The organism is Bartonella sp. W8122 (assembly GCF_016102485.1).
Classification (GTDB): Bacteria; Pseudomonadota; Alphaproteobacteria; order Rhizobiales; family Rhizobiaceae; genus Bartonella; species Bartonella apihabitans.
Genome location: NZ_JACFOO010000001.1, coordinates 1,338,982 through 1,360,955, shown reverse-complemented (window position 1 = coordinate 1,360,955; position 21,974 = coordinate 1,338,982). Strand labels below are relative to the sequence as shown.

The following is a 21,974-nucleotide window of genomic DNA, read 5'->3' as shown; positions in this document are numbered from 1 at the left end:
AACTATAAAATTCAGCATCCGGTTTTAAAAAAATGGCAGGGGCAGTAGGGTTCGAACCCACGACCTGCGGTTTTGGAGACCGCCGCTCTACCAACTGAGCTATACCCCTTCAGATCAAGGCAGACGCATTGTCATACACTACGTCTGCCTTTTATCTAAAACTATTCAATGATTTTAGAAACGATACCGGCACCAACAGTGTGGCCACCTTCACGGATAGCGAAGCGGAGCTTCTCTTCCATAGCAACCGGAACAATCAGTGTGACATCCATCGTAACATTATCACCCGGCATAACCATTTCTGTACCTTCCGGCAGTGTTACAATACCGGTAACGTCTGTCGTACGGAAATAGAACTGCGGACGATAATTGGTGAAAAATGGTGTGTGACGACCACCCTCATCCTTTGTCAAAATATAAGCTTCTGCCTTGAACTTGGTGTGCGGTGTAACTGTACCGGGCTTCGCCAATACCTGACCACGTTCAACACCTTCACGTTCAATACCACGAAGAAGTGCACCAATGTTGTCGCCTGCTTCACCTTCATCAAGAAGTTTGCGGAACATTTCAACGCCGGTTACTGTTGTCTTCGTCGTCGGACGAATACCAACGATTTCAACTTCATCACCAACCTTGACAACACCGCGTTCAACACGACCGGTAACAACTGTACCACGACCGGAAATCGAGAACACGTCTTCAATCGGCATCAAGAAAGGCTGATCAATCGGACGCTTCGGAGTTGGAATATATTCATCAACTTCATGCATCAAAAGACGAACAGCATCTTCACCGATTTCTTTGTTGGTGCCTTCAAGAGCAGCCAATGCAGAACCCTTGACAATCGGAATCTCGTCGCCAGGGAAATCATATTTGGAAAGAAGTTCACGAACTTCAAGCTCGACAAGCTCAAGAAGTTCTTCATCATCTACCTGATCAACCTTGTTCAAGAAAACAACAATTGCAGGAACGCCAACCTGACGGGCAAGAAGAATGTGTTCACGTGTCTGGGGCATCGGGCCATCAGCAGCGGAAACAACAAGAATTGCACCGTCCATCTGGGCAGCACCGGTGATCATGTTCTTGACATAGTCAGCGTGCCCCGGGCAGTCAACGTGGGCGTAGTGACGCTTCTCTGTCTCATATTCAACGTGCGCTGTAGAAATCGTGATACCACGAGCACGTTCTTCCGGCGCAGCATCAATCTGGTCATACGCCTTGAACTCACCAAAATATTTTGTAATCGCTGCCGTCAGCGTTGTCTTACCATGGTCAACGTGACCAATCGTGCCGATATTTACATGCGGCTTCGTACGTTCATATTTGCTCTTTGCCATCGCCGTCGATCTCTTGTCTTGTTAACACCCCTTGGCTATCAAGGGAATTACAACTGAATTTAACCGGCCCGCTAAGGCCGGCGCCATACCAAAAGACGGAATGATCCGTCCAAATTCGCCAGCATAGCACATAAGTTAAACTCCATGATCTATGCCTATCCCCGTTTTGCTGATTTTACAACAAACAAAACATGAGAAATGCTATCGTCATTATATCTGACCGATAGCGCGAGTTCTATATACAGATATATTCCACTATTACAATACCTCGTTTTCAAATTAGCACCAATTTTCCAACACCCGAGAAGCTATGGTCTTTGTTGGATAGCTGAGCTGCTCTATCTCGTTGTTTTTGCACTTATTACCCCGAGACAGGCTTCGTGATTATGAAAAATCATAATCTTCAATAAGAGGATAATTGACAGAATTTGGTAATGCATAGTGCCACCATTCGGTTTTTAATAATGAAAACCCGGCAGTGGTCATGATTCCTAGAAGCAAATAACGATTGCGCTGTGCTTCTGGTGAAATATCTGTCGCGCCATGATAGGACTGGACAATGGAGGCATCAAAGCCAGTCCCCATATCCAACATTTCACCATTCAAGGTTTCCAAGGTCAAATCAACAGCAATACCGCGTGTATGATCTGACCCTTTGAGCGGATTAGAAACAAAGCGCTCATCCGGACGAAAATTCCAAAATCTTTGTTGTACGGCTTGAGGCCGATAAGTATCCCAGATATGGAGGCGAAGCCCAATGGCCTTAGCCAACTCGGCGGCTTTATAGAGAGCATCAGCCGCATCGGGGTGTAACATCGGCGTCGCGTTGACATATGCAACTTCACCGATAAAATTGTTCGCTGTTGCGTAAACAATATCGATCTTTAAATCCGCATGGTCTATTTTAACTAAAGTCATCTTATGCTCCTTCGCGACTGTTTGGCGAATTTCTACTCCCAAAACTATTTCTATTGGCATGCCTGTGCCCTTACATGGCATCGCACTTGATGGGCAAAACTGTCATGGGTTGGATCAAGTGTTTGCGGTTTTTCACAACCTCTTTGTTGGAGTATACAGCGATCTCGAAAGAAGCAGCCCTTCGGCAAATTGCGATTGGATGGCAATTCGGTATTTTCTATTGGATCGGTCAAATTTGATTTTTTCAATAGGCTGGGAACGCTGTCCAATAGCAGTTCGGTATAAGGATGGGCAGGATGTTTTAAAACATCATCTGCATCGCCAATTTCAACAACCTGACCAAGATACATCACAGCGATACGGTCACACATATGTTCAATGACAGATATATTGTGCGATATGAATAGGTAACTGAGGCCATGTTCTTGCTGTATGTCTTGCAGCAAATTTAAAATTTGCGCTTGAACCGAAATATCAAGTGCGGATGTCGGTTCATCCAAAATGATGATATCCGGATTTGAAGATAAAGCGCGGGCGATTGCGATACGCTGCCGCTGCCCGCCTGAAAACTCATGCGGATAGCGATCCAGCACTTCGGCACGCAAGCCAACTTTTGCTATCAAATCGTGTGCAATGTCACGCAACTGTGTCTTTGACATATTTTGTTTGGCAAATAGCGGTTCGGTTATAACCCGCCAAACGGGCATGCGTGCATTGAGTGAAGATTGTGGGTCTTGAAAAACGATCTGCATATTGGTGCTGTGTTGATTTGGCATTATCAGTTGACCGGAACTTGGCTTGACAATCCCAAGTAATAACTGCGCCAGCGTTGTCTTGCCGCATCCTGACTCACCAACAATACCCAATGTCTCACCGCGTTTGATGGTCAGATCAACCTGATTAAGCGCATGAACCTGTCCAGTGGGTTTGCCACGCCAATTGACGCCATAAGGATAGTTCTTGCTGACCTTTTGCAGTTCTAAAACCGTTTCATTCATTGTTTTTGTCCTTCGGACAACCAGCACGCAACCTGTCCTTGGCTGGTTTCGCTATTAAACATGGGAGGTTTCATCGAGCAGCGCTCAAAAGCCGCCGTGCAACGTTCTCTGAAGCTACAGCCCTCGGGCAAATTGATGAGGTTTGGTACGCTACCAGCAATGGATTTTAGCTTTTGTCCCGGGGCGGCATTTTCCGGCAAGGCTTCTATCAAGGCTTGTGTATAGGGATGCGACGGATGTGATAGCACTCGAGCTGTCGGACCACTTTCAACCACGCTGCCGGCATACATAACATATACCCTGTCGCAAAATTGGCTAACCACCGCCAAATCATGCGAGATGAACATAATTGAAGTCCCTGTATCGCGGGCTTTCGCATTCATAAGTTGCAGCACTTGCCGCTGTACAGTCACATCAAGGGCCGTTGTTGGCTCATCTGCAATTAACAAACGTGGTGAACATGCGAACGCCATGCCGATCAAAATTCGCTGACGCATGCCACCCGAAAGCTCGAATGGATAACGCTGCATAATTTCTTCTGCATCATTAATGCGCATATCACGCAAAATGCTCAAAGCAAAATTATACACCTCTCGCCCACGCATGTTCGTGTGAATTTTCAGCACTTGTAAAATCTGTTTGCCGATTTTCTTGGTGGGGTTGAGTGCCGTTTGCGGCTCTTGAAAAATCATTGCCACATTGTCCGAGCGCAACCGTGTCATTTTTGGCTCACTCAAGCTCAAGACATCCTGCCCCAATAATTCAATTCTACCTGCGGTAACTTTAAAACTGTTTTTAGGCAGCAATTGCAAAGCGGTCATCGCTGTAACAGACTTGGCCGAGCCGCTTTCCCCCACCACCCCGACAATTTCACCTTCATCAATATGCATTGAAACGCCATTAACGGCATGGACATTGCCTAAATAACCGGGAAAGTTAAGGCTTAAGCCATCTATGTTCAACAATCTATTGGCCATAATCAACGTGCCTTATTCTTGGGATCAAGTATATCGCGGATGCCGTCACCAAAAACGTTGAAGGCGGCGGAGGTGATCAATATGGCAATGCCTGGAAAAGCCGAATACCACCATTGATCAAGGATATAACTGCGACCGGCTGAAACCATAGCGCCCCATTCAGGCATGGGTTGTTGGGCGCCAAGGCCGATAAAAGACAAACCCGCAACCAATAGAATTGTATTGCCAATATCAAGACTGGCCTGTACCAGAACCGGTGATACGATATTGGGCATTATGTGCCAGCGCAATATATGCCAACGCGATGCTTTAAACGTGCGTGCTGCGGTTACATATGCCATTTCGCGCACCAATAATGCTTGGCCACGTGTCAAGCGCACATAATATGGAATACGCACAATTGCTATCGCGATTGCCGCATTGACAAGCCCCGGGCTCATTGCTGCAGCCAGCGCCATAACCAACACCAGCGAGGGAACAGACAATACCACGTCCATAATACGCATGATTATGGTGTCTGTACGCCCGCCCATCATACCGGAAATTGCGCCCAGCATAAGACCGATGAAGCCGGAGCAAAGCACCACAAAAAAGCCGACAGAAATCGAGCCGCGCCCGCCATAAAGAATGCGCGAAAAAATATCCCGTCCAACTTCATCCGTACCAAAGAAATGTTGCCACGAGGGCGCTGCCAAGCGCGCTTTATAATCAATAGCGGTGGGCGAATGGGTAGCAAATAACGGGGCAAAGATAACCAATACCAATATGAGCAAGACCACCAGACCACCCAGAACCATCAATGGATTGCGGCTCATCTGGTACCAGAAATAACGCAAGCCCTCAAAACGAGTTCTTGGTGCAACTAAAACATCACTCATCGTTTGCCTCATGAAATATTTCTGATACGCGGATCAACCAGCATGTAGATGAGATCTACAATGAGATTGACAAAGACATAGGCTACGCAAACCACCAGGGTGAACCCCATGATTGCGGGAAAGTCGAGCGATAATATAGAATCAACCACATAGCGCCCCATACCTGGCCAAGCAAAGACACTCTCTGTAAGCACTGCACCATAAAGCAAATCCCCCAGTGCCAGCCCCATAACAGTGATGGACGGTATCAAAGCATTGGGTAATGCCTCGGCAAAAATGATACGAAATTTGGAAATCCCATTTGCTTTTGCAGTGCGAATATAATCTTGGTGCATTTCATCCATCATGGCAGAACGTATTTGTCGCGCGACCACGCCGAGATGCACAAAGCCCAGTGTCATTGCTGGCAAGATGATATGCTTAAGCGCACTCCAAAAAGCGGCAAAATTGCCTGCCAAAAGACTGTCCAATAATAAAAAACCGGTTAGCTTGGGCGGCATCATAATTGACGGCGAAATGCGACCGCCACTGGGGAGTATTTGCAATTGCGCATAAAACAGCACAATTACCAACATTCCCAACCAAAAGGCAGGAGTGGAAATACCTATTACTGCCATTAGGCGCACCGCATAATCAATGAAAGTATTTTTCCAAATGGCGGATGCAACGCCAAGCGGTATAGCGATAAAAGCGGCTATAAATAACGCCACTACAGCCAATTCCATGGTTGCCGGGAAAAATAGCTTCAGGTCTTCCAGCACTGGCCGTTTGGTACGAATGGATGTTCCCAAATCGCCAGTAAATATGCCTTTCATATACCGGATATATTGCTCAGGTAATGACCTGTTGAGATCCAAATCATTGCGGATACGTTCCACGACCTCGGCGGGAGCACGTTCACCCGCAATCATGCGCGCTGGATCCCCAGGCACCACATTGGAAATAGTAAACGTTATTAGTGAAACGCCAAACAGCACAAAGACAAGCAGATACAAACGTTTTCTTATGACATTAAGAAACGACATAACAGGTTCCTATAAACCAGGATGATCAGGACAGTTAAGGCCAGGTTGAAGATTGGAATGAATGCCGGTTGAACCGGCATTATCCTATTTTTTGCTCATTTCTGCAAAATTATAGACATGGTCCAGCATCGGATTATAGACAAAGCCGCTTACATTTTTGCGCATTGCAACCATGTAATTTCTCTGGAATAAATAGACATAAGGTGCCTCGTCCGTAACCACTTTTTGAACTTTTGCATATAATTGTGTGCGCTCGTTCTGATCGCTGGTTGTTGCGGCTTGGCGCAGCCACTCATCCACTTGCGGGTTGGTATAAAAACTGCGATTACCCGCCAGACCATGCCATTGGCTATCAAACCAATAGTTCATAAACATATACGGGTCTGCAAAATCTGGCGACCACCCGCCGATAGCAATATCAAAATCACCGGTTTCAATCCGTTCGCGCAAGGTCGCATTTGCCAGCTTTTCAAGCGATACATCAATATTGAGCTGTGCAAGGTAAGCCTGCACGCCGATACCCAGTGGCTCCCACAACGGATCACGATCCGAATAAAGAAATTTTAGTTTCGAACCATTTATACCCGCTTTGGAAATCAATTCGGCCGCTTTACCGGGGTCATAGCTATAATGGGTGATATCAGTGCTTTTACCCCACATCCCCTCTGGGATAGGGCCATCCATCACGACACCGTCACCCGAAAGCACACCATCCAGTATTGCCTGATAGTCTATGGCATAAGAGATAGCACGCCGCACATCAACATTATCCAAAGGCTTATGCTTATTGTTAAGGTAAAGATAGGTTACAGATAAGCTTGGCTCTTCAACAACGTTCAAATCCGGGTTTTTCTTCAATGTCTGGATTTGATCAAGCGGCAGGCTTTCGGCAATATCCACATCCCCGGCTTCAAGGCGCAAGCGGCGCGAGGCTGCCTCGGGAACGATTTCAACGCGCACATTTTGCAAAGCGGGTTTTGTACCGGAATAATAGGGATTAGGTTTGAGTATTATAGCGCTTCCACGTTCCCAACTTTCCAACATATAGGCGCCAGAGCCAGCAGAATGCATTGACAGCCAACCACTACCATGATCATTGCCTTGCGATTCAACATTTGGATTGACGATTGAAGCGCCATCGACTGCCAAAACATAAAGAAATGGCGCAAAAGGTTTTTCAAGCTTGAATGTTACTTCCAATGGGCCGGTAGCTGCAACACTTGTGCCCTTTGGGAAAGCTGCTGATGGCCCCTGCCCCATATTGAACAAGCGCTCGAAGGAATATTCCACCGCTTTGGCATCTACCGGTGTGCCATCGGAAAACTTAAACCCATCCTTAATTTTAAAAACCCAGGTTAATTGATCGTCTGAAACACTCCAGCTTTCAGCCAGATCATCGGCGATGCCGGTCTGATCTTGCTTCTTTTCATAGCGCACCAGGCGTTGATACATTGGATAGACAATTGTCAGGTCATTGTTATCCAATGTAAATGCTGGATCCAGCGATTGAGGATCAGCAGCCTTGGCAATAACGAGAGTATTAACCTCACTCGCTGACAAGTTCTGCGGCAGCGCAGCTGCCAAAGACAACAAGCCAGCATAAATCAGGGCATTTTTACCAAAAGTGTAAGCCGTTTTCGGATATAAAAAGCGGCAATAACTAAGGGCGTGAGCTGATATACGCCCCAACGAACAAGCAACAGGCTCCGGCGATTTTGTGAAAGGTTGCGTCATGCCATTCCTCCAACATGATTTGAGTGTTCCATCCTCATTAATTTTTACTTTTTTCTTAGCTATTGTTGATATTTAACGCACAGTCAAGTTATTTTGTTATTCTTCTAACATTTCCTGTATTTCAGACTTCCCAAAATCGCATTTTGCACTTACCTCATAAAAGAATACGGAACATAAAATGGGCAATGACTTCATCGAGCTAATTAAGAACACTGATGCGCGCTTCACTAAACTAGAGCAGCGTATTGCAAGTTTTATCACCCTCCGCCCTGAACTTTTATTACTCAATACCAGCGCTGAAATTGCCGCTCAACTTGATGTCAGCGCCATGACTGTCAGCCGGTTTTTTAAGAAATTAGGTTATAAAAACTCTTCGGATGCGCGAAAAAAAGTAAAAGCCGACATATATGGCCCCATGCCAACGCGTATCGGGCACCGTTTCGAGAATTATTTAACCCGCGCTGACCAGCATGACAATCAGGAATTGGAATCATTGCAGCATATCATTATGGCTGCGTATCATCAGCGCCAAGCACCCCAATGGCAGGCGATTGTAGAAAGCCTAAGCTTTAGCCGCAATCTCTATGGCATAGGCATGCAGACCATGCATTATTTGGCTCAAGGCTTTTGCGATCGGCTTAAATATATACGGCCCAACATCCACATCCTTAATGCCGCCGATGGTATTTACCCGCAAATCTACAATAAGGATGCCGCCAAAGATGCGTTGATCATCATCGACACTTATCGCTATGGCGCGGATGGCCCGAAGCTTGCTGAGATGGCACAACGCTTGGGAATTGACGTGATCGTTATTTGTGATGAGTTTTGTGAATGGGCAGCCCCGATCACTGATAAGATTATCGTGCTACCTCATGAAAATCAATTTTTTATGGGGCTACCCACCGGTATCCATACGGTGCTCAATCTATTGCTGAAAGATATCATACTTATCTTGGGCAAATCTACGGAAGATCGCCTGGCGCGCATTTCTGCCGGCCAAGACTTTTTCGACCCCTATGTGGATTAAGCCTAACGGTATCAAACCATGACAGGCAAATATAAACGATTATCTTGGTCAAAAAATATTCGGGAAATAATCTGGAGCGGGTAGCGGGAATCGAACCCGCGTATTCAGCTTGGAAGGCTGCTGCTCTACCATTGAGCTATACCCGCACGTTGACTCCGGCTCCGGTAAATGGTGGAGGGGGTTGGATTCGAACCAACGTAGCATACGCAACGGATTTACAGTCCGTCCCCTTTAACCACTCGGGCACCCCTCCATTAAAAATACCTAGCGGAGTTGCGCGATAAGGCATATACAACCAGACCAAATACATAAAGAACTCGTTCTGTTTGTGTGGGGCGTTATGCCGTTTACCATTGCCTCTGTCAACAGGTTAAATCCCGTTATTTTCGATTTCATAACAAAAAAGTCTTTTTTGACATTTTTTGGTATCGGATCGACATCTCAATCGGCTATAAAAAATTATGAATGAAAAAACTCCCAAAGATTCTCATTATGCCCGCTTACGCCGCCAATATCGCGACCGTACCGGCAAAAAAACCGACAAAGCCAATAGGCAAAAAATCGAACCGGCCGCATTTAATGCGGGTGAGCTTAGACTTTACGGGCTTCACACAGTGGCGGCGGCGCTGCGTAACAAAAAACGCAAGCTTGAAAAACTTTTTGCCACGCGAAATGCGCTTGACCGGCTCAATATCGACGAATCAGAAATAAATTGTCCGGTTGAAATTGTTGCGCCGAAAATGCTCGATTCGCTGGTTGGCAGCGATGCTGTACATCAAGGCGTTGTTCTCGAAACCGAGCCTTTGACACCCCGTTCACTCGACGAACTTTCGGATACCGATCTTGTTATTGTACTCGATCAGGTTACAGACCCTCACAATGTCGGTGCTATTATGCGTTCGGCCGTTGCATTCAATGCCGGCGCTCTCATTACCACAAGCCGACATTCTGCACAGGAGACAGGAGTATTGGCGAAAGCTGCTTCCGGTGCTTTGGAACTTATAGACCACATCACTGTGCGCAATCTCGCAGAGGCGCTCGAAGAACTGCACAAAGCCGGTTTCACAAGTTTCGGACTTGATTCGGAAGGCCCGCTTCCGCTTGAACCGAGCTTAAAGGGCAAACATATTGCCCTCGTTCTGGGCGCCGAAGGAAAAGGATTGCGGCAAAAGACACGTGAAACTGTTTCGGTCCTTGCGCGCCTTGATATGCCGGGAGCGATAAAATCACTCAATGTTTCCAATGCCGCTGCTATTTCGCTTTATGCCGCGCGTAATCATCTTCATTAAATTGGAGTCTATAACGCATAAAGCTTGTCACCCACATGGTTTCCACCCTTTTGTAGAGGCATCGCTTGTTTCACGTTACGGTATTCCCGGTTTTAATTGTTATGAATCTTCGCCTCGCTAGATTTCTTGATTTCTGCGCTTGTCGAACAATCCAATAAGAAAGAAACCGGCTACCAATCCGCCGATATGGGCGACCCAGGCTATCGAACTGCCCTCGCCGCCCATTGATGGTGTTGCAAGACCGGTAATAATATCGATAATTATCCATGTGCCGATAAAACCAACGACATTCCTTGAGGTGACCGATTGTCCGATAGACAAAATCGGACCGGCAAATTCCGACCTTCGATCTTCAGAAAATGTACGGACTTGACGAAAACCGTATCGGCTAGCTGCCCCCATCATACCTGATATTGCGCCCGACGCACCAACCATCGGCACATAACTTTCAGGATAAATGAAGAGATGTGCAAAAGCTGCGACAGCCGAACAGATAAACCAGAACACAATAAATCTTATATTGCCTATCCGGTTTGCGAGCGGTGAGCCGAATATAACGAGCCACATCATATTGACACCCACATGCATAAAATTCGCATGCAAAAATGAATAGCTTACCGGTGTATACCAGAATTTGAATAAAGCATGAGTGAAGAACTCTGGAATAAACGAACAATATATATAAAATAACTCATAATATCTAGGTGAAAAAAAATATTCCGGAATAATAAAGCTTAGTACACAGATAGAGATAATAGCAATAATGACGGGAGGTATATTGAAAATTGGCGCATGTTTCCTGCAATTGTTGTTATAGTGACTAAAATCATCGTTCACATTCAATCTCCCGAGATCGGACATGTTTTTTTACATAACACGGTATAAAGCGCACATATATAATCTCTGCAACAAGTTCGACACAAGTTTGTGTCAAAACGACAGCTGCAACCAAAGCTTGTTCATCGGCTGGTGATATAGTTAGCAAAAATGGCAACAAGACAAGTGAATTACGTGTTGAAACACTGAAACTCAATGCGATTTCCTGTTTTCTGCAAAGTTTAAAAAGCTTTGCGGTGAAAAAGCCGACAAAAGGAGCGAGACAAGCATAAAGGCCATAAAAAGCTATTCCATAAATAAAAGCATGTGATAGCGCCTTTTCACTGCTGCCATAGTCCGTTGTGTTTTCATAAATCCCTGTTGCCTCGTCGGCCGATCTTTTTGTGAAGGCATAACCATTATCGTCAAATATCGAGAAAAGTTCCGAAAAAGCGTATGCAGCAATTATCATTAAAGTGAATGCCGTAATCATCACGACGCTGTTTTTCATAAAATAGGTCGAATATGCAACGACCTTGTTATAGCGAGAAATGGATTGCAAAATCCAAGCAAGAGCGAGAGGAACGAGCAGAACCTGAAAAATGGATATGATAAAGTCGATAATATCCGGTCGAGTAGCTTGCATATTTGGCTCGTCATAAAACCAGCCGCTAGAAAATAACATCAAAAAAGCGAGCTGAATGATTAACAAAACGGGCAATGCGGCCGTCAGTGAGGAACTGTCACCTTTGGCCAAACGACAAAACGACACGACATAATCGACGCAAGGTGCGCAAAGGAGAATCATGCCGTAAAAAGCAAAGGCGAGATAAGGAGCTTGCAAGCTTTGCTCGTAAGGAGAATGCGATGGATCGGATAATTGAAAGAAAAGTCCCGCCCCTATCAACAACAATAAGGCTACCAATATCGGAATAAATACAAAATTTCCAACAAGAAGCGCCGCCACAAAACGCTTATTGCCGAGATTGTCAATTACCGAGGAAACAGGAACCTGCAAGAAGGTGACAAACAATAATACCGGCAGAATAAAATTCAGGACTTCATTTGCGCTGCTCGCAACGCGAAATAAATAACCGATAGCGGTTCCGCCTAGAATAGCCAGAAAATAAAATTTAATTTGATGTTTTTCTAAAAAAACAAACCAGTCCCGATGTTCTGTTTCCATTATTTGATTACGATTTTAAGGCTGTCCTGCCCTTCTTTTAACAACATTTTATAAAGGATTTCTGCATTTGCCGTATTCAAGCGTATGCAACCATGACTTGCCGGACTTCCTAAACGGCTCACATAAGATGTGCCGTGGATGGCGTAACCTTGATTATAAAATATTGCATAAGGCATCGGCGCATTGTCATATTTCCGGCTTCGCCACATTTTGTGCATTCTGACAGGACGATAAGTTCCGCTTGGAGTCGCATATCCTTTCCGTCCAGTGGATACTTTCCAATGGTAAAGCGTTTTACCATCTTTTTTAACAATCATTGTCTGATTCGAAACGTTGACGAGTGCCAAAATATCATCAGCCGATGCTGGCCCCATCAGTGAAAACATAAAAATCGTGGCTCCACTCAAAAGAGCAGATATTTTCCAATAATTCATGGCCCTATCCCGCTCAAAATTCACAAAAAACGCGATAGATAGAGTAAAACGAAAAAATACAAAAACGAAATAAAAAGTTAAAAAATAGTTAATTCAGCCCTTTGAAAATTCGTAACTGTCAGTATTTCGGCATTGACTGCATCTGGTCCAGAACTTGCTGAAAGGCTCTTTTATCAAGGAAACCATCTACATAATTTCCACGTCCGACAAGTTTGAAAATAAAGCCGCTAATTGCATACTGACGAAATTCATCTTCGGGAATGAATATGCGTCCCTTTTCCGAATTGGTACATCCGATGGTACAAACAATATTCAGTTTTTCTCTCGCAACATAGCGATAGTTGCGTTTTTGCGACCAGGCGAGACTAATATCCAGATCGTTGCTATTCGTGGAAGTTGCTATTGTATCAATGACATAGCCCTGATTGCTAATCCATTTTGCCTGCATTTCCAACTGAATCAAAGGATTGTTGGTAAAATAAAAGCTCTTGGAACTCAGCTCTGTAACACGCGTATAATAATCATGCGTGGTTGAAGGTTCTGTTGACCATTGACAACCGGTCAAGCAACAGGCCAAAAATAATGATGCAAAAATCTGTTTCATCACACGAATTGATGGCATAGTGAGCCTTCCAGTACTTCGATTTCCTGATAAACGAAACTAATACCCGATGCTTACGCCAAGCTTGAGCCGATATTTTCAAAACTGTTTTGAACCCAAATAACCCGAATATAAAAGAAGCACGTACTCAAATTAGCAAGGGTAAAGTTGAAAACCCGAATACTGAAAAGCCAAACCGGAATAGCTTTTGACATTCGACGACAGCAATTTTCATTATTTTTGACGAGGCACAGTCATTTCAGGAGTTGTTACCAAGCCTCCCACACCGGATTTTTTGAGCCAAAACAGTTGCCCGTATATTCCTATTCCAATGCATCATTTTCCAAGGCATTAGTGGCCGTTTTACGGAACCAAATCCCCACTATTCGAATGGGGTAATATTTCGCACGTGTTATGAAGTTATAAAAAAGTGAATAATGTTGAAGATTGCGAATTTCAAAAAAAGAATAATCTGTTTAAAATAGGTCCGTTATAATTCCCTAATAAACTATGATTTCTCTATTTTAACACCATCATTTTTAACTTTTTGATTTGTTTATCAAAACAATAAAATGAAACAATTTGTTCATTCAATATAGAGAAATACAAAAAAGTAACGTTATACCGCTCTATAACAATCTATTATTGGGGAGCAGGAACTTTGGATTTTTGTTTGCAGTCTTTCAACCACACATCATAAATCGGGTGTTCGACAGCATTAAGACCGGGGCTATCAGCAAACATCCAGCCAGTGAATATGCGTTTGATTTTTTTATCAAGAGTGATTTCGTTAACCTCGACAAATCCATCTGTGCGTGTTGCTTCATCTGCCGAACTTGTATAACAGACCCGCGGCGTCACCTGAAGAGCACCGAATTGGTAGGTCTCGCCTATATAGACATCGAAGGTTGTGATGCGGCCGGTAATTTTATCGAGACCGGAAAAAACAGCAACAGGATTACTTAATCTCGTTGTTTCCTGCGCATAAGATGATGCAGTCACAAAAAGCCCAAGGAATAAGGCAAACAGGACAAATAAGCAACGTCTGAAAAACGGTTTAAAAAATCTCATAGCACCGCATCAATGGTTATCTATTATAATTCGAAGCTTATTTGCCAATTATGGCAATATGGCGAAAAAACAATCCGATTTCCGCTACGAAATGGCTATTTGCCCGGTGTCCACGCGTCGTAATCGCCGGTAACATGAGGACGTTGACCATGATGGGCAATCGAACCTTTCGGCGTATAGGCCTTGCTTGTACCGGTCAGATTAGGAAGATGCGGTTTCTCCCACTCACGTGCATGATAGTTTTCTGCACTTGGTGGTGTATCTGTGCGATGATGAATCCAACCATGCCAACCTGCAGGAATCGTTGAAGCTTCCGAATAATTCTTGTAAATAACCCAGCGCCGCGGATAGCCGTCTTTATGGCGGCTGCCTTCATAATAGATGTTTCCGAACTCGTCTTCACCTACGCGCTTGCCATGTAGCCACGTGAAAAAACGTGTATTAATGGTGTTACCGTTCCACCATGTAAAAACCTGTTTCCAGATACCAGCCATTTCAGTGTGAGCTCCTTCAAGTTCAGCCCATAAGCTTCAAACGAAAAACCAACTTTTAACGTTATGCAGCTCATCAACATTAAAAGCAAGTCAATATTGACGTGATCAGAACAGTGTCTTCTCCAAGACAACATCATCATTCGACTTGTTCTCGGTAGTTTTCCCGAGGTGTTTATACCCTTGTTCTTCAAAAAATTTCTGTGTTCTCTCATCATTTTTATTGAGAGCTACACGAATTTTACGGGCAGCCGGAAAAGCTTCTTCAAGCTCGATCAATAAACGTTGACCGATCCCCTGCCCCTGACTTTCCGGTTTTACACACAGATGAAGCACAAGTGCAATTTCAGAATCACCTTTGACGGCTCCCTGAGCTGCATAGGCAACACCATGAAGAGTATCCCCGTCATCCGCCACGACATATTCGGATGCTGGACGACTAAGCATTTTCTTCAAGAGATCAGGCGTATAATCATGAGCAATTTTACGATCAACTTCTTCACGTCCGACGATATCATCTAATGTCGCATGCCATGTTTCGATCAACAGATCATGAATAGCATTGATATCATCCTTGGATGCAGTGCGAATCCACATGGTCGTTATTCTATCCCGAGTTTTGCCTTTATCAGTTTGTTTACTACTTGAGGATTTGCCTTACCACCGGTTTTTTTCATGACCTGACCGACAAACCAACCAGCCAATGTCGGCTTTTCTTTGGCTTGGGCAACTTTATCCGGATTGGCAGCAATAATTTCATCGACAGTTTTTTCGATAGCGGCCGTGTCGGTAACCTGCTTCATGCCGCGTTCCTCGACGATTTTTGCAGGGTCACCCCCTTCGTTCCAAACGATCTCGAAGAGATCTTTTGCAATTTTTCCGGAAATCGTACCCTCTTTTATCAAATCGATAATTCCGCCAAGTTGATCTGCGCTCATTGGAGATTGCGAAATATCAAGGCTTGCTTTGTTCAAAGCGCCGAGCAAATCGTTAATGACCCAATTCGCAGCAAGTTTGCCATCGCGACCGGCAGCAACCGACTGGAAGAAATCGGCAATCGCCTTCTCGCTTACAAGAATGGAAGCATCGTAAGCGCTCAAACCCATTTCATTAATGAAGTTTGATTTGATTTCATCAGGCAAGGTCGGCAAGTCGGCTTTCAGATCGTCGACAAATTTCTGGTCAAAAACCAAAGGCAACAAATCGGGATCAGGAAAATACCGGTAATCATGCGCTTCTTCTTTCGAACGCATCGGCCGTGTTTCACCCTTTGCAGAGTCAAACAGCCGTGTTTCCTGATCAATTGTACCACCGTCCTCAAGAACGGCTATCTGCCGACGCGCTTCATAATCAATTGCCTGTCCGATAAAACGGATCGAATTAACGTTCTTGATTTCGCACCGTGTACCGAAATCCTCACCCGGACGACGTACCGAAACATTGACATCGGCACGCATTGCACCTTCATCCATATTGCCATCACATGTTCCGAGATAGCGAACGATCGTACGCAATTTCGTGACATAGGCCTTCGCTTCATCTGACGAACGCAAATCCGGCTTTGACACAATTTCCATCAGTGCAACGCCTGAGCGGTTAAGATCGACAAACGACATTGTAGGATGTTGATCGTGGATAGATTTTCCCGCATCTTGCTCGAGATGGAGCCGTTCGATACCGATTTCTACATCCTCGAACTCACCTTTTTTATCAGGACCGACAGAGATGATAATTTTACCTTCCCCGACGATTGGCTGTTCAAATTGCGAAATCTGATAGCCCTGAGGCAAATCGGGGTAAAAATAGTTTTTGCGATCAAACACAGATTTTAAATTGATCTTGGCATTCAGTCCTAATCCGGTTCTCACGGCCTGTTTGACACATTCGATGTTGATGACAGGCAGCATACCCGGCATTGCAGCATCAACAAGAGAAACATGAGCATTGGGTTCGGCCCCGAACTTTGTGGAAGCGCCGGAAAAAAGTTTGGAATTGGAGGTTACCTGAGCGTGTACTTCCAATCCGATAATGACTTCCCAGTCTCCGGTAGCTCCGGAGATGAAGCGTTTCGGGTCTGCTGTGCGGGCATCAACGAGTGTCATTAGAAATCCATCATTCTTATTTTAAAGATAAAATTGTCTCTATTGGCTAGTCCAAACAAGCGGCAAGTGCAAGCAAAGAGTGTTATCCTTATAAAAAAGGCCCGGAAAAACCGGGCCTGATTTATTTTATCCAACAGCAAATCAATCTTTTTTCGTTGTCTTTTTTGCGGCTGCCTTTTTGGCAGGTGCTTTCTCTTCCGCATGAGACTTCGAAGAAGACTTCTTGTCATCAGCCTTTTTGTCTTCGGATTTCTTGCTTACGGTCTTTTTCTTTGCCCCTGATTTCTTCGGAGAATTTTCGTCTTCTTCCTCTTTCATCAGCTCTTCGGCCGTCACTTTCTTGTCAGTGACTTTGACTTTACCGAGAAGATGATCAACGACTTTCTCTTCGAATATAGGAGCACGCAAATTGGCGACTGCATCAGGAGTACGACGGAAAAATTCGAATATTTCTTTTTCCTGTCCAGGATATTGGCGAACCTGATCATACACCGCCCGTTGCAACTCATCTTCCGAAACGCTGATTCCGGCCTTTTCACCGATTTCAGACAAAACAAGGCCCAACCGGACACGACGTTCAGCGAGCTTGCGATATTCGTCACGGGCTGCTTCTTCTGTCGTTTCCTCGTCCTCGAAAGTACGACCGGCTTGCTTCAACTCGTTGGTGATTTGTGCCCAGATATTATTGAATTCCACATTGACGAGACGTTCCGGTGTCTCGAAATCGTAATCATTATCAAGAGCATCAAGAATCTGACGCTTTACTTTTTGACGTGTGATTGTGCCATATTGGTTCTCGATTTGCTCGCGAATGACGTCGCGCAGCTTTTGGAGTGATTCGAGACCAAGTTTTTTGGCGGCTTCATCATCGATTTTCAGTTCGTCCGGCTTCGAAACCTCTTTCACTGTTATGTCAAAAGTGGCCTCTTTACCAGCCAGATGTTTTGCATTGTAGTCATCTGGGAATTTTACTGTAATGACTTTTTTGTCACCTGCTTTCACACCGATAAGCTGCTCTTCGAAGCCGGGAATGAATTGTTTGGAACCGAGAACAAGTTGCGCATCATTATCAGCGCCACCTTCAAACGGTTCACCATCAAGTTTACCGAGATAATCGATCGTTACGCGATCGCCGTCTTCGGCCTTGCCTTTCTTTTCCGTATAGGTACGGGTGGAAGAAAGAATGCGCTCGACCTGTTTATCAACATCGGATTCAGGAACTTCCACGACTTCGCGTGTAACAGCGATGCCGGAAACATCTTTAAGATCGAATTTCGGCAAAACTTCATATTTCAAAGTAAAGACGAAGTCGGCATCACCATTCAAGACCTTTTCGGCCTCTTTTTCGTCTTCGCTCATATCAATTTCCGGCTGGGTGGCCGAACGTTCATTGCGGTCTGAAAGAATCGAACGCGGCGTATCCTTCAGAATCGAATTGATAACGTCAGCCATAAACGACTTGCCATACATTTTCTTCAAATGGCTGACAGGCACTTTACCAGGGCGGAAGCCATTCAGCTTGACCTTGTCTTTAGCGTCGTCAAGACGTTCGTTTAGTTTTGCTTCCAGATCTTTAGCCGGGATCACTACCTTGATCTCGCGCTGCAATCCCTTATTAAGCGTCTCGGTAACTTGCATCGAACAACCTTCATTTTTCTGAGGACAAGTACTTAAGCCCTGTCCGATACCAATTCTGCTCTAACACCCAAGCGTCAGAATACCATGAAACGGACTTCCGCCTCGCGCGGAACTCCGCAAAAATTCTCTTTGCATTCAAGGCCGTTGCTTTGGTGCGGATGAAGGGACTCGAACCCCCACGGTTGCCCGCCAGAACCTAAATCTGGTGCGTCTACCAATTTCGCCACATCCGCAAATCCTGATAATCAGGTTTGCAACAAACCATAGGCAAGCGGCGTCTCTATATCATTCAATTTCTATCAATCAAAGGAAAAAAGCCGACTCTTGCGTTTTTTACCGGATATTTAAGAAAAGAACCACCATAATTTCTGAAGACTAGGAATAATGCGTAGATAAGCTGGCAAAATATCTCCTCGCGAACCATTCCAGGCAATGTTCCCGCCGAATAGATAAAAACAACCCTCGCGCGAACTTCCGGTTGAGATCTTCGATAAACTTCACAAGGCTTTGCAAGATTGCGTTTTTCCGATTTCCCGAATAGTTCACTTCACAACAAAAATCGTTAATGCATTTGCCCTGATTTTTGTCGTCAGGTTTTGTTTTCCACCGTCGGAACTTGGTTTTTGTCGTCAAATTGTCCGCTTTGGTTTGCTTTACGATTGCGCAACAATACCCCTCCCCCTTTCGACAATCCGAGTGACTTTTGTTTTCATTGTTCCAATGTAATCATAAAGCAAAAACTGTGTAACGAATGAGCGCCAAAAATATAGTGTTTTTGATTCGCCAATATATGTTTCACTCGAGTAATTATTCCCGTTATCAAAAAGCAAAACTTCATGTCGGATAACAATACCACTCCGACAGCTATATCGGATAAAGTGCTCTTGGACCGTTTTTCGCACTTCACTTCGCACTTTATCCGAATTCACTTTCTTTCGCGATAAAGCGGAACCACTTCATCTTTAACGGGAAGCAATGCTTTCGTCTCAATTTTTTTTGCGATTACAATTTTCTTGTTTCTATAATACGCCCGACCACTCATTTTCTTGGACCTTGCTCGTTATATCGAAGAAGCAATGACCGGTTAATCTTGACAATATTTCGGGATTGAACTGCTAAAGTTTCACCCTTCGTAACTTCATGACGACCGCTTGTTACTCGCAAATGACATAATGAGATTGCGGACAATAATCATTCTGGCAAGATTTTACATATTCAATCTATTCTACTGAAAAAATAGTCTGAAGAACGGTCATTGTCTCAGTGCCTTTTGTACCATAAGGTGTTATTGACCGTTCCACACTTGGAATTTTATGTTTTGCGCAAAGAATGATGATGTCGAATTTTTCTATGAAGCCAATCCATGTTATTGGCGGCGGTCTGTCCGGCAGCGAGGCTGCGTGGCAAATAGCCGAAGCAGGTATTCCTGTTATTTTGCATGAAATGAGGCCGGTCGAAAACACGCCCGCTCATAAAACTGCAAATCTTGCGGAACTCGTCTGTTCCAATTCATTTCGTTCCGACGATGCTTCAACCAATGCGGTGGGGCTCCTTCACGCCGAAATGCGGCTTGCCCATTCGCTTGTTATGAAGGTGGCTGACGAGCATCAGGTTCCGGCAGGCAGTGCACTTGCCGTCGATCGTGAAGGATTTTCAAAAACAATTACCAATAAAATTGAAAACCATTCCCTGATCAGTGTTGACCGCAGCGAACTTGTGACACTTCCGCCAAAAGAATGGGGGAATGTAATTATCGCAACGGGACCTTTGACATCTCCCCGTCTCGCAGAAGCAATTGTAGACATTACCGGAGCCAATTCGTTATCATTTTATGACGCAATTGCGCCTATTGTTTATAGGGACAGTATCAATATGGATATTTGTTGGTATCAGTCCCGTTATGACAAAGTCGGGCCTGGCGGTACCGGCAAAGATTACATTAATTGCCCGCTCGACAAGGAACAATATGAGCACTTCGTACAAGCGCTGACAGAAGGGGAAAAAATCGAATTTCATGAATTTGAAAACGTACCTTATTTTGATGGCTGTCTTCCTATCGAGGTAATGGCCGAGCGTGGTCCCGAAACCTTGCGTCATGGTCCGATGAAGCCCATGGGACTTACCAATGCACATAATCCGACTGTAAAAGCTTATGCTATTGTACAGTTGAGACAAGACAATGCACTTGGTACACTCTATAATATGGTCGGCTTTCAGACCAAGCTCAAATATGGCGAACAAACACGCATTTTTCGCTCGATTCCTGGTCTTGAAGTTGCCGAATTTGCGAGGCTTGGCGGAATCCACCGCAACACCTATCTCAATTCGCCTATCTTGCTTGATGAAACATTGCGGCTTAAAAAACGCAAAAACTTGCGCTTTGCCGGTCAAATGACCGGATGCGAAGGCTATGTTGAATCGGCTGCAATCGGGCTGTTGGCAGGTCGTTTTGCTGCCGCTGACCATAAGGGGAAGGAACCTCGCATACCGCCAATTACTACGGCATTCGGGGCGTTGCTTAATCATATCACGCGTGGTCATATAATGAGCGACGATGGTGGCAAACAATCCTTCCAGCCGATGAATATCAATTTCGGTTTGTTTCCGCCTGTCGAGATTGAAAAACCGGAAGGCAAGCGTTTACGCGGCAAAGAAAAAATACTGGCTAAAAAACAGGCTTTGACAAAACGCGCGCTTGCCGATTGCGAAAAATGGTTGAACGAGGAGAAACTTCAGTGAGTAACACGCCTATTGTTGTCTTTGACCTTGACGGAACACTTGTTGATTCCGCGCCGGATTTGCTCGACAGCCTCAATTTCTGTCTTGCGCAAGAAGGCCTCAAAACGTTCGAGCCTGTTGACATTCGTCGTCTTGTCGGCATGGGCGGACGTATTATGATCGAACGCGCGCTCAGTTTCCAGAACATCAAACCGGATAATATGCATGTCGAACAGTTGCTTTCCGTATTTATGCGTCATTATGAAGAAAATATGCCGGGAAAGACACAATTTTTCGAAGGCGTTGACAAAGCACTCACAAAACTCTCCGATGCGGGATACAAGCTTGCCGTTTGCACCAACAAATATGAAAATTTGGCCTGTCACCTTTTGGAAGGAATGGGTGAAGCCAATCGTTTTGTAACGATTGTCGGCGGAGACACATTTGCCTATCATAAACCGGATGCCCGACACGTTCTTTCTACCATCGAACGCGCCGGTTGTTCACCCGAAAAAGCAGTTATGGTGGGTGATAGCCAGACCGACATCCTTGCGGCACAAAGTGCGGATATTCCCGTTATAGCAGTCGATTTCGGTTATACCGACAAGCCGGTCAGCACATTCAATCCGACCAAAATAATCAGCCATTACGATGAATTGACCCCGCAATTGGTCGCCGAATGCATGATGTGAAGTTTTCAGGAACTGTAACAGTAAATCTAACGGCCTTGC

The 21,974-nt window shown here is 44.9% G+C and carries 20 protein-coding genes and 4 tRNA genes; 4 read left to right on the top strand and 20 right to left on the bottom strand.

The annotated features are described in order from the left end of the window. Positions 1–33 precede the first annotated feature (33 nt). The 8 genes from H3S83_RS06010 to H3S83_RS05975 form a co-directional block, all read right to left on the bottom strand. Positions 34–109, bottom strand: a tRNA-Trp gene (locus H3S83_RS06010). 52 nt (positions 110–161) lie between these two features. After that, entirely contained in the window at positions 162–1,337 is a 1,176-nt protein-coding gene (tuf, locus tag H3S83_RS06005) for an elongation factor Tu (RefSeq protein WP_078040400.1), read from the bottom strand. Positions 1,338–1,721: 384 nt separating this feature from the next. Then, entirely contained in the window at positions 1,722–2,315 is a 594-nt protein-coding gene (ddpX, locus tag H3S83_RS06000; protein WP_198239180.1) for a D-alanyl-D-alanine dipeptidase, read from the bottom strand. After that, positions 2,306–3,253: an ABC transporter ATP-binding protein gene (locus tag H3S83_RS05995; protein WP_198232949.1), complete on the bottom strand. Its 948-nt coding sequence runs from the start codon at positions 3,251–3,253 to the stop codon at positions 2,306–2,308. Before H3S83_RS05995 ends, ddpX begins: the two co-directional genes overlap by 10 nt. Further along, positions 3,250–4,218 carry an ABC transporter ATP-binding protein gene (locus tag H3S83_RS05990; RefSeq protein WP_198239179.1) on the bottom strand — a complete coding sequence of 323 codons (969 nt, stop codon included), beginning with the start codon at positions 4,216–4,218 and terminating at the stop codon, positions 3,250–3,252. The genes H3S83_RS05995 and H3S83_RS05990 overlap by 4 nt, the downstream gene beginning before the upstream one ends. A gap of 14 nt (positions 4,219–4,232) precedes the next feature. Further along, positions 4,233–5,108, bottom strand: a complete 876-nt coding sequence (gene ddpC / locus H3S83_RS05985) for a D,D-dipeptide ABC transporter permease (RefSeq protein ID WP_246741717.1) — start codon at positions 5,106–5,108, stop codon at positions 4,233–4,235. Between the two features lie 8 nt (positions 5,109–5,116). After that, positions 5,117–6,133: an ABC transporter permease gene (locus H3S83_RS05980; RefSeq protein WP_198239177.1), complete on the bottom strand. Its 1,017-nt coding sequence runs from the start codon at positions 6,131–6,133 to the stop codon at positions 5,117–5,119. A gap of 84 nt (positions 6,134–6,217) precedes the next feature. Then, positions 6,218–7,867 (bottom strand): ABC transporter substrate-binding protein, encoded by a 1,650-nt coding sequence (locus H3S83_RS05975; RefSeq protein ID WP_198239176.1) that lies wholly within the window; start codon positions 7,865–7,867, stop codon positions 6,218–6,220. A gap of 178 nt (positions 7,868–8,045) precedes the next feature. Between H3S83_RS05975 and H3S83_RS05970 the strand changes: the two genes are divergently transcribed. After that, positions 8,046–8,897, top strand: a complete 852-nt coding sequence (locus H3S83_RS05970) for a MurR/RpiR family transcriptional regulator (RefSeq protein WP_198239175.1) — start codon at positions 8,046–8,048, stop codon at positions 8,895–8,897. A gap of 72 nt (positions 8,898–8,969) precedes the next feature. Here H3S83_RS05970 and H3S83_RS05965 read toward each other — a convergent pair. Together H3S83_RS05965 and H3S83_RS05960 are read right to left on the bottom strand one after the other, a co-directional pair. Continuing rightward, positions 8,970–9,043 (bottom strand) — tRNA-Gly (locus H3S83_RS05965). Between the two features lie 23 nt (positions 9,044–9,066). Further along, a tRNA-Tyr gene (locus tag H3S83_RS05960) sits at positions 9,067–9,150 on the bottom strand. A gap of 208 nt (positions 9,151–9,358) precedes the next feature. Between H3S83_RS05960 and H3S83_RS05955 the strand changes: the two genes are divergently transcribed. Then, positions 9,359–10,186, top strand: a complete 828-nt coding sequence (locus H3S83_RS05955; protein WP_198239174.1) for an RNA methyltransferase — start codon at positions 9,359–9,361, stop codon at positions 10,184–10,186. Positions 10,187–10,303: 117 nt separating this feature from the next. On the opposite strand, the gene H3S83_RS11570 is transcribed toward H3S83_RS05955, so the two are convergent. The 10 genes from H3S83_RS11570 to H3S83_RS05905 form a co-directional block, all read right to left on the bottom strand. Further along, positions 10,304–11,047: a rhomboid family intramembrane serine protease gene (locus H3S83_RS11570; protein ID WP_198232942.1), complete on the bottom strand. Its 744-nt coding sequence runs from the start codon at positions 11,045–11,047 to the stop codon at positions 10,304–10,306. Further along, positions 11,013–12,188, bottom strand: coding sequence for a hypothetical protein (locus H3S83_RS05945; RefSeq protein WP_198239173.1), 1,176 nt, complete (start codon positions 12,186–12,188; stop codon positions 11,013–11,015). Before H3S83_RS05945 ends, H3S83_RS11570 begins: the two co-directional genes overlap by 35 nt. Then, positions 12,188–12,622 (bottom strand): L,D-transpeptidase, encoded by a 435-nt coding sequence (locus H3S83_RS05940; RefSeq protein ID WP_198224841.1) that lies wholly within the window; start codon positions 12,620–12,622, stop codon positions 12,188–12,190. The genes H3S83_RS05945 and H3S83_RS05940 overlap by 1 nt, the downstream gene beginning before the upstream one ends. A gap of 118 nt (positions 12,623–12,740) precedes the next feature. Continuing rightward, positions 12,741–13,244, bottom strand: a complete 504-nt coding sequence (locus tag H3S83_RS05935; protein ID WP_198232940.1) for a hypothetical protein — start codon at positions 13,242–13,244, stop codon at positions 12,741–12,743. Positions 13,245–13,865: 621 nt separating this feature from the next. Next, the gene (locus H3S83_RS05930) at positions 13,866–14,252 is read right to left on the bottom strand and encodes a DUF2155 domain-containing protein (RefSeq protein ID WP_370541278.1); all 387 of its coding nucleotides are present in this window, start codon (positions 14,250–14,252) and stop codon (positions 13,866–13,868) included. A gap of 137 nt (positions 14,253–14,389) precedes the next feature. Beyond that, positions 14,390–14,788, bottom strand: a complete 399-nt coding sequence (locus H3S83_RS05925; protein ID WP_077971146.1) for an NADH:ubiquinone oxidoreductase subunit NDUFA12 — start codon at positions 14,786–14,788, stop codon at positions 14,390–14,392. Positions 14,789–14,893: 105 nt separating this feature from the next. Beyond that, entirely contained in the window at positions 14,894–15,382 is a 489-nt protein-coding gene (locus tag H3S83_RS05920; RefSeq protein ID WP_198232939.1) for a GNAT family N-acetyltransferase, read from the bottom strand. 5 nt (positions 15,383–15,387) lie between these two features. Then, positions 15,388–16,887: an Asp-tRNA(Asn)/Glu-tRNA(Gln) amidotransferase subunit GatB gene (gene gatB, locus H3S83_RS05915; protein WP_198239172.1), complete on the bottom strand. Its 1,500-nt coding sequence runs from the start codon at positions 16,885–16,887 to the stop codon at positions 15,388–15,390. A 141-nt stretch (positions 16,888–17,028) separates the two neighbouring features. Continuing rightward, complete coding sequence (gene tig, locus H3S83_RS05910) at positions 17,029–18,525, bottom strand: trigger factor (protein WP_077971141.1); 1,497 nt, start codon at positions 18,523–18,525, stop codon at positions 17,029–17,031. A 150-nt stretch (positions 18,526–18,675) separates the two neighbouring features. Next, positions 18,676–18,758: transfer RNA gene (locus tag H3S83_RS05905), tRNA-Leu, on the bottom strand. Positions 18,759–19,860: 1,102 nt separating this feature from the next. Here H3S83_RS05905 and trmFO point away from each other — a divergent pair. Both trmFO and H3S83_RS05895 read left to right on the top strand, forming a co-directional pair. Then, positions 19,861–21,264 carry a methylenetetrahydrofolate--tRNA-(uracil(54)-C(5))-methyltransferase (FADH(2)-oxidizing) TrmFO gene (trmFO, locus tag H3S83_RS05900; protein ID WP_370541364.1) on the top strand — a complete coding sequence of 468 codons (1,404 nt, stop codon included), beginning with the start codon at positions 19,861–19,863 and terminating at the stop codon, positions 21,262–21,264. Further along, positions 21,237–21,935 (top strand): HAD family hydrolase, encoded by a 699-nt coding sequence (locus H3S83_RS05895; protein WP_198239171.1) that lies wholly within the window; start codon positions 21,237–21,239, stop codon positions 21,933–21,935. Before trmFO ends, H3S83_RS05895 begins: the two co-directional genes overlap by 28 nt. Positions 21,936–21,974: the final 39 nt, after the last annotated feature.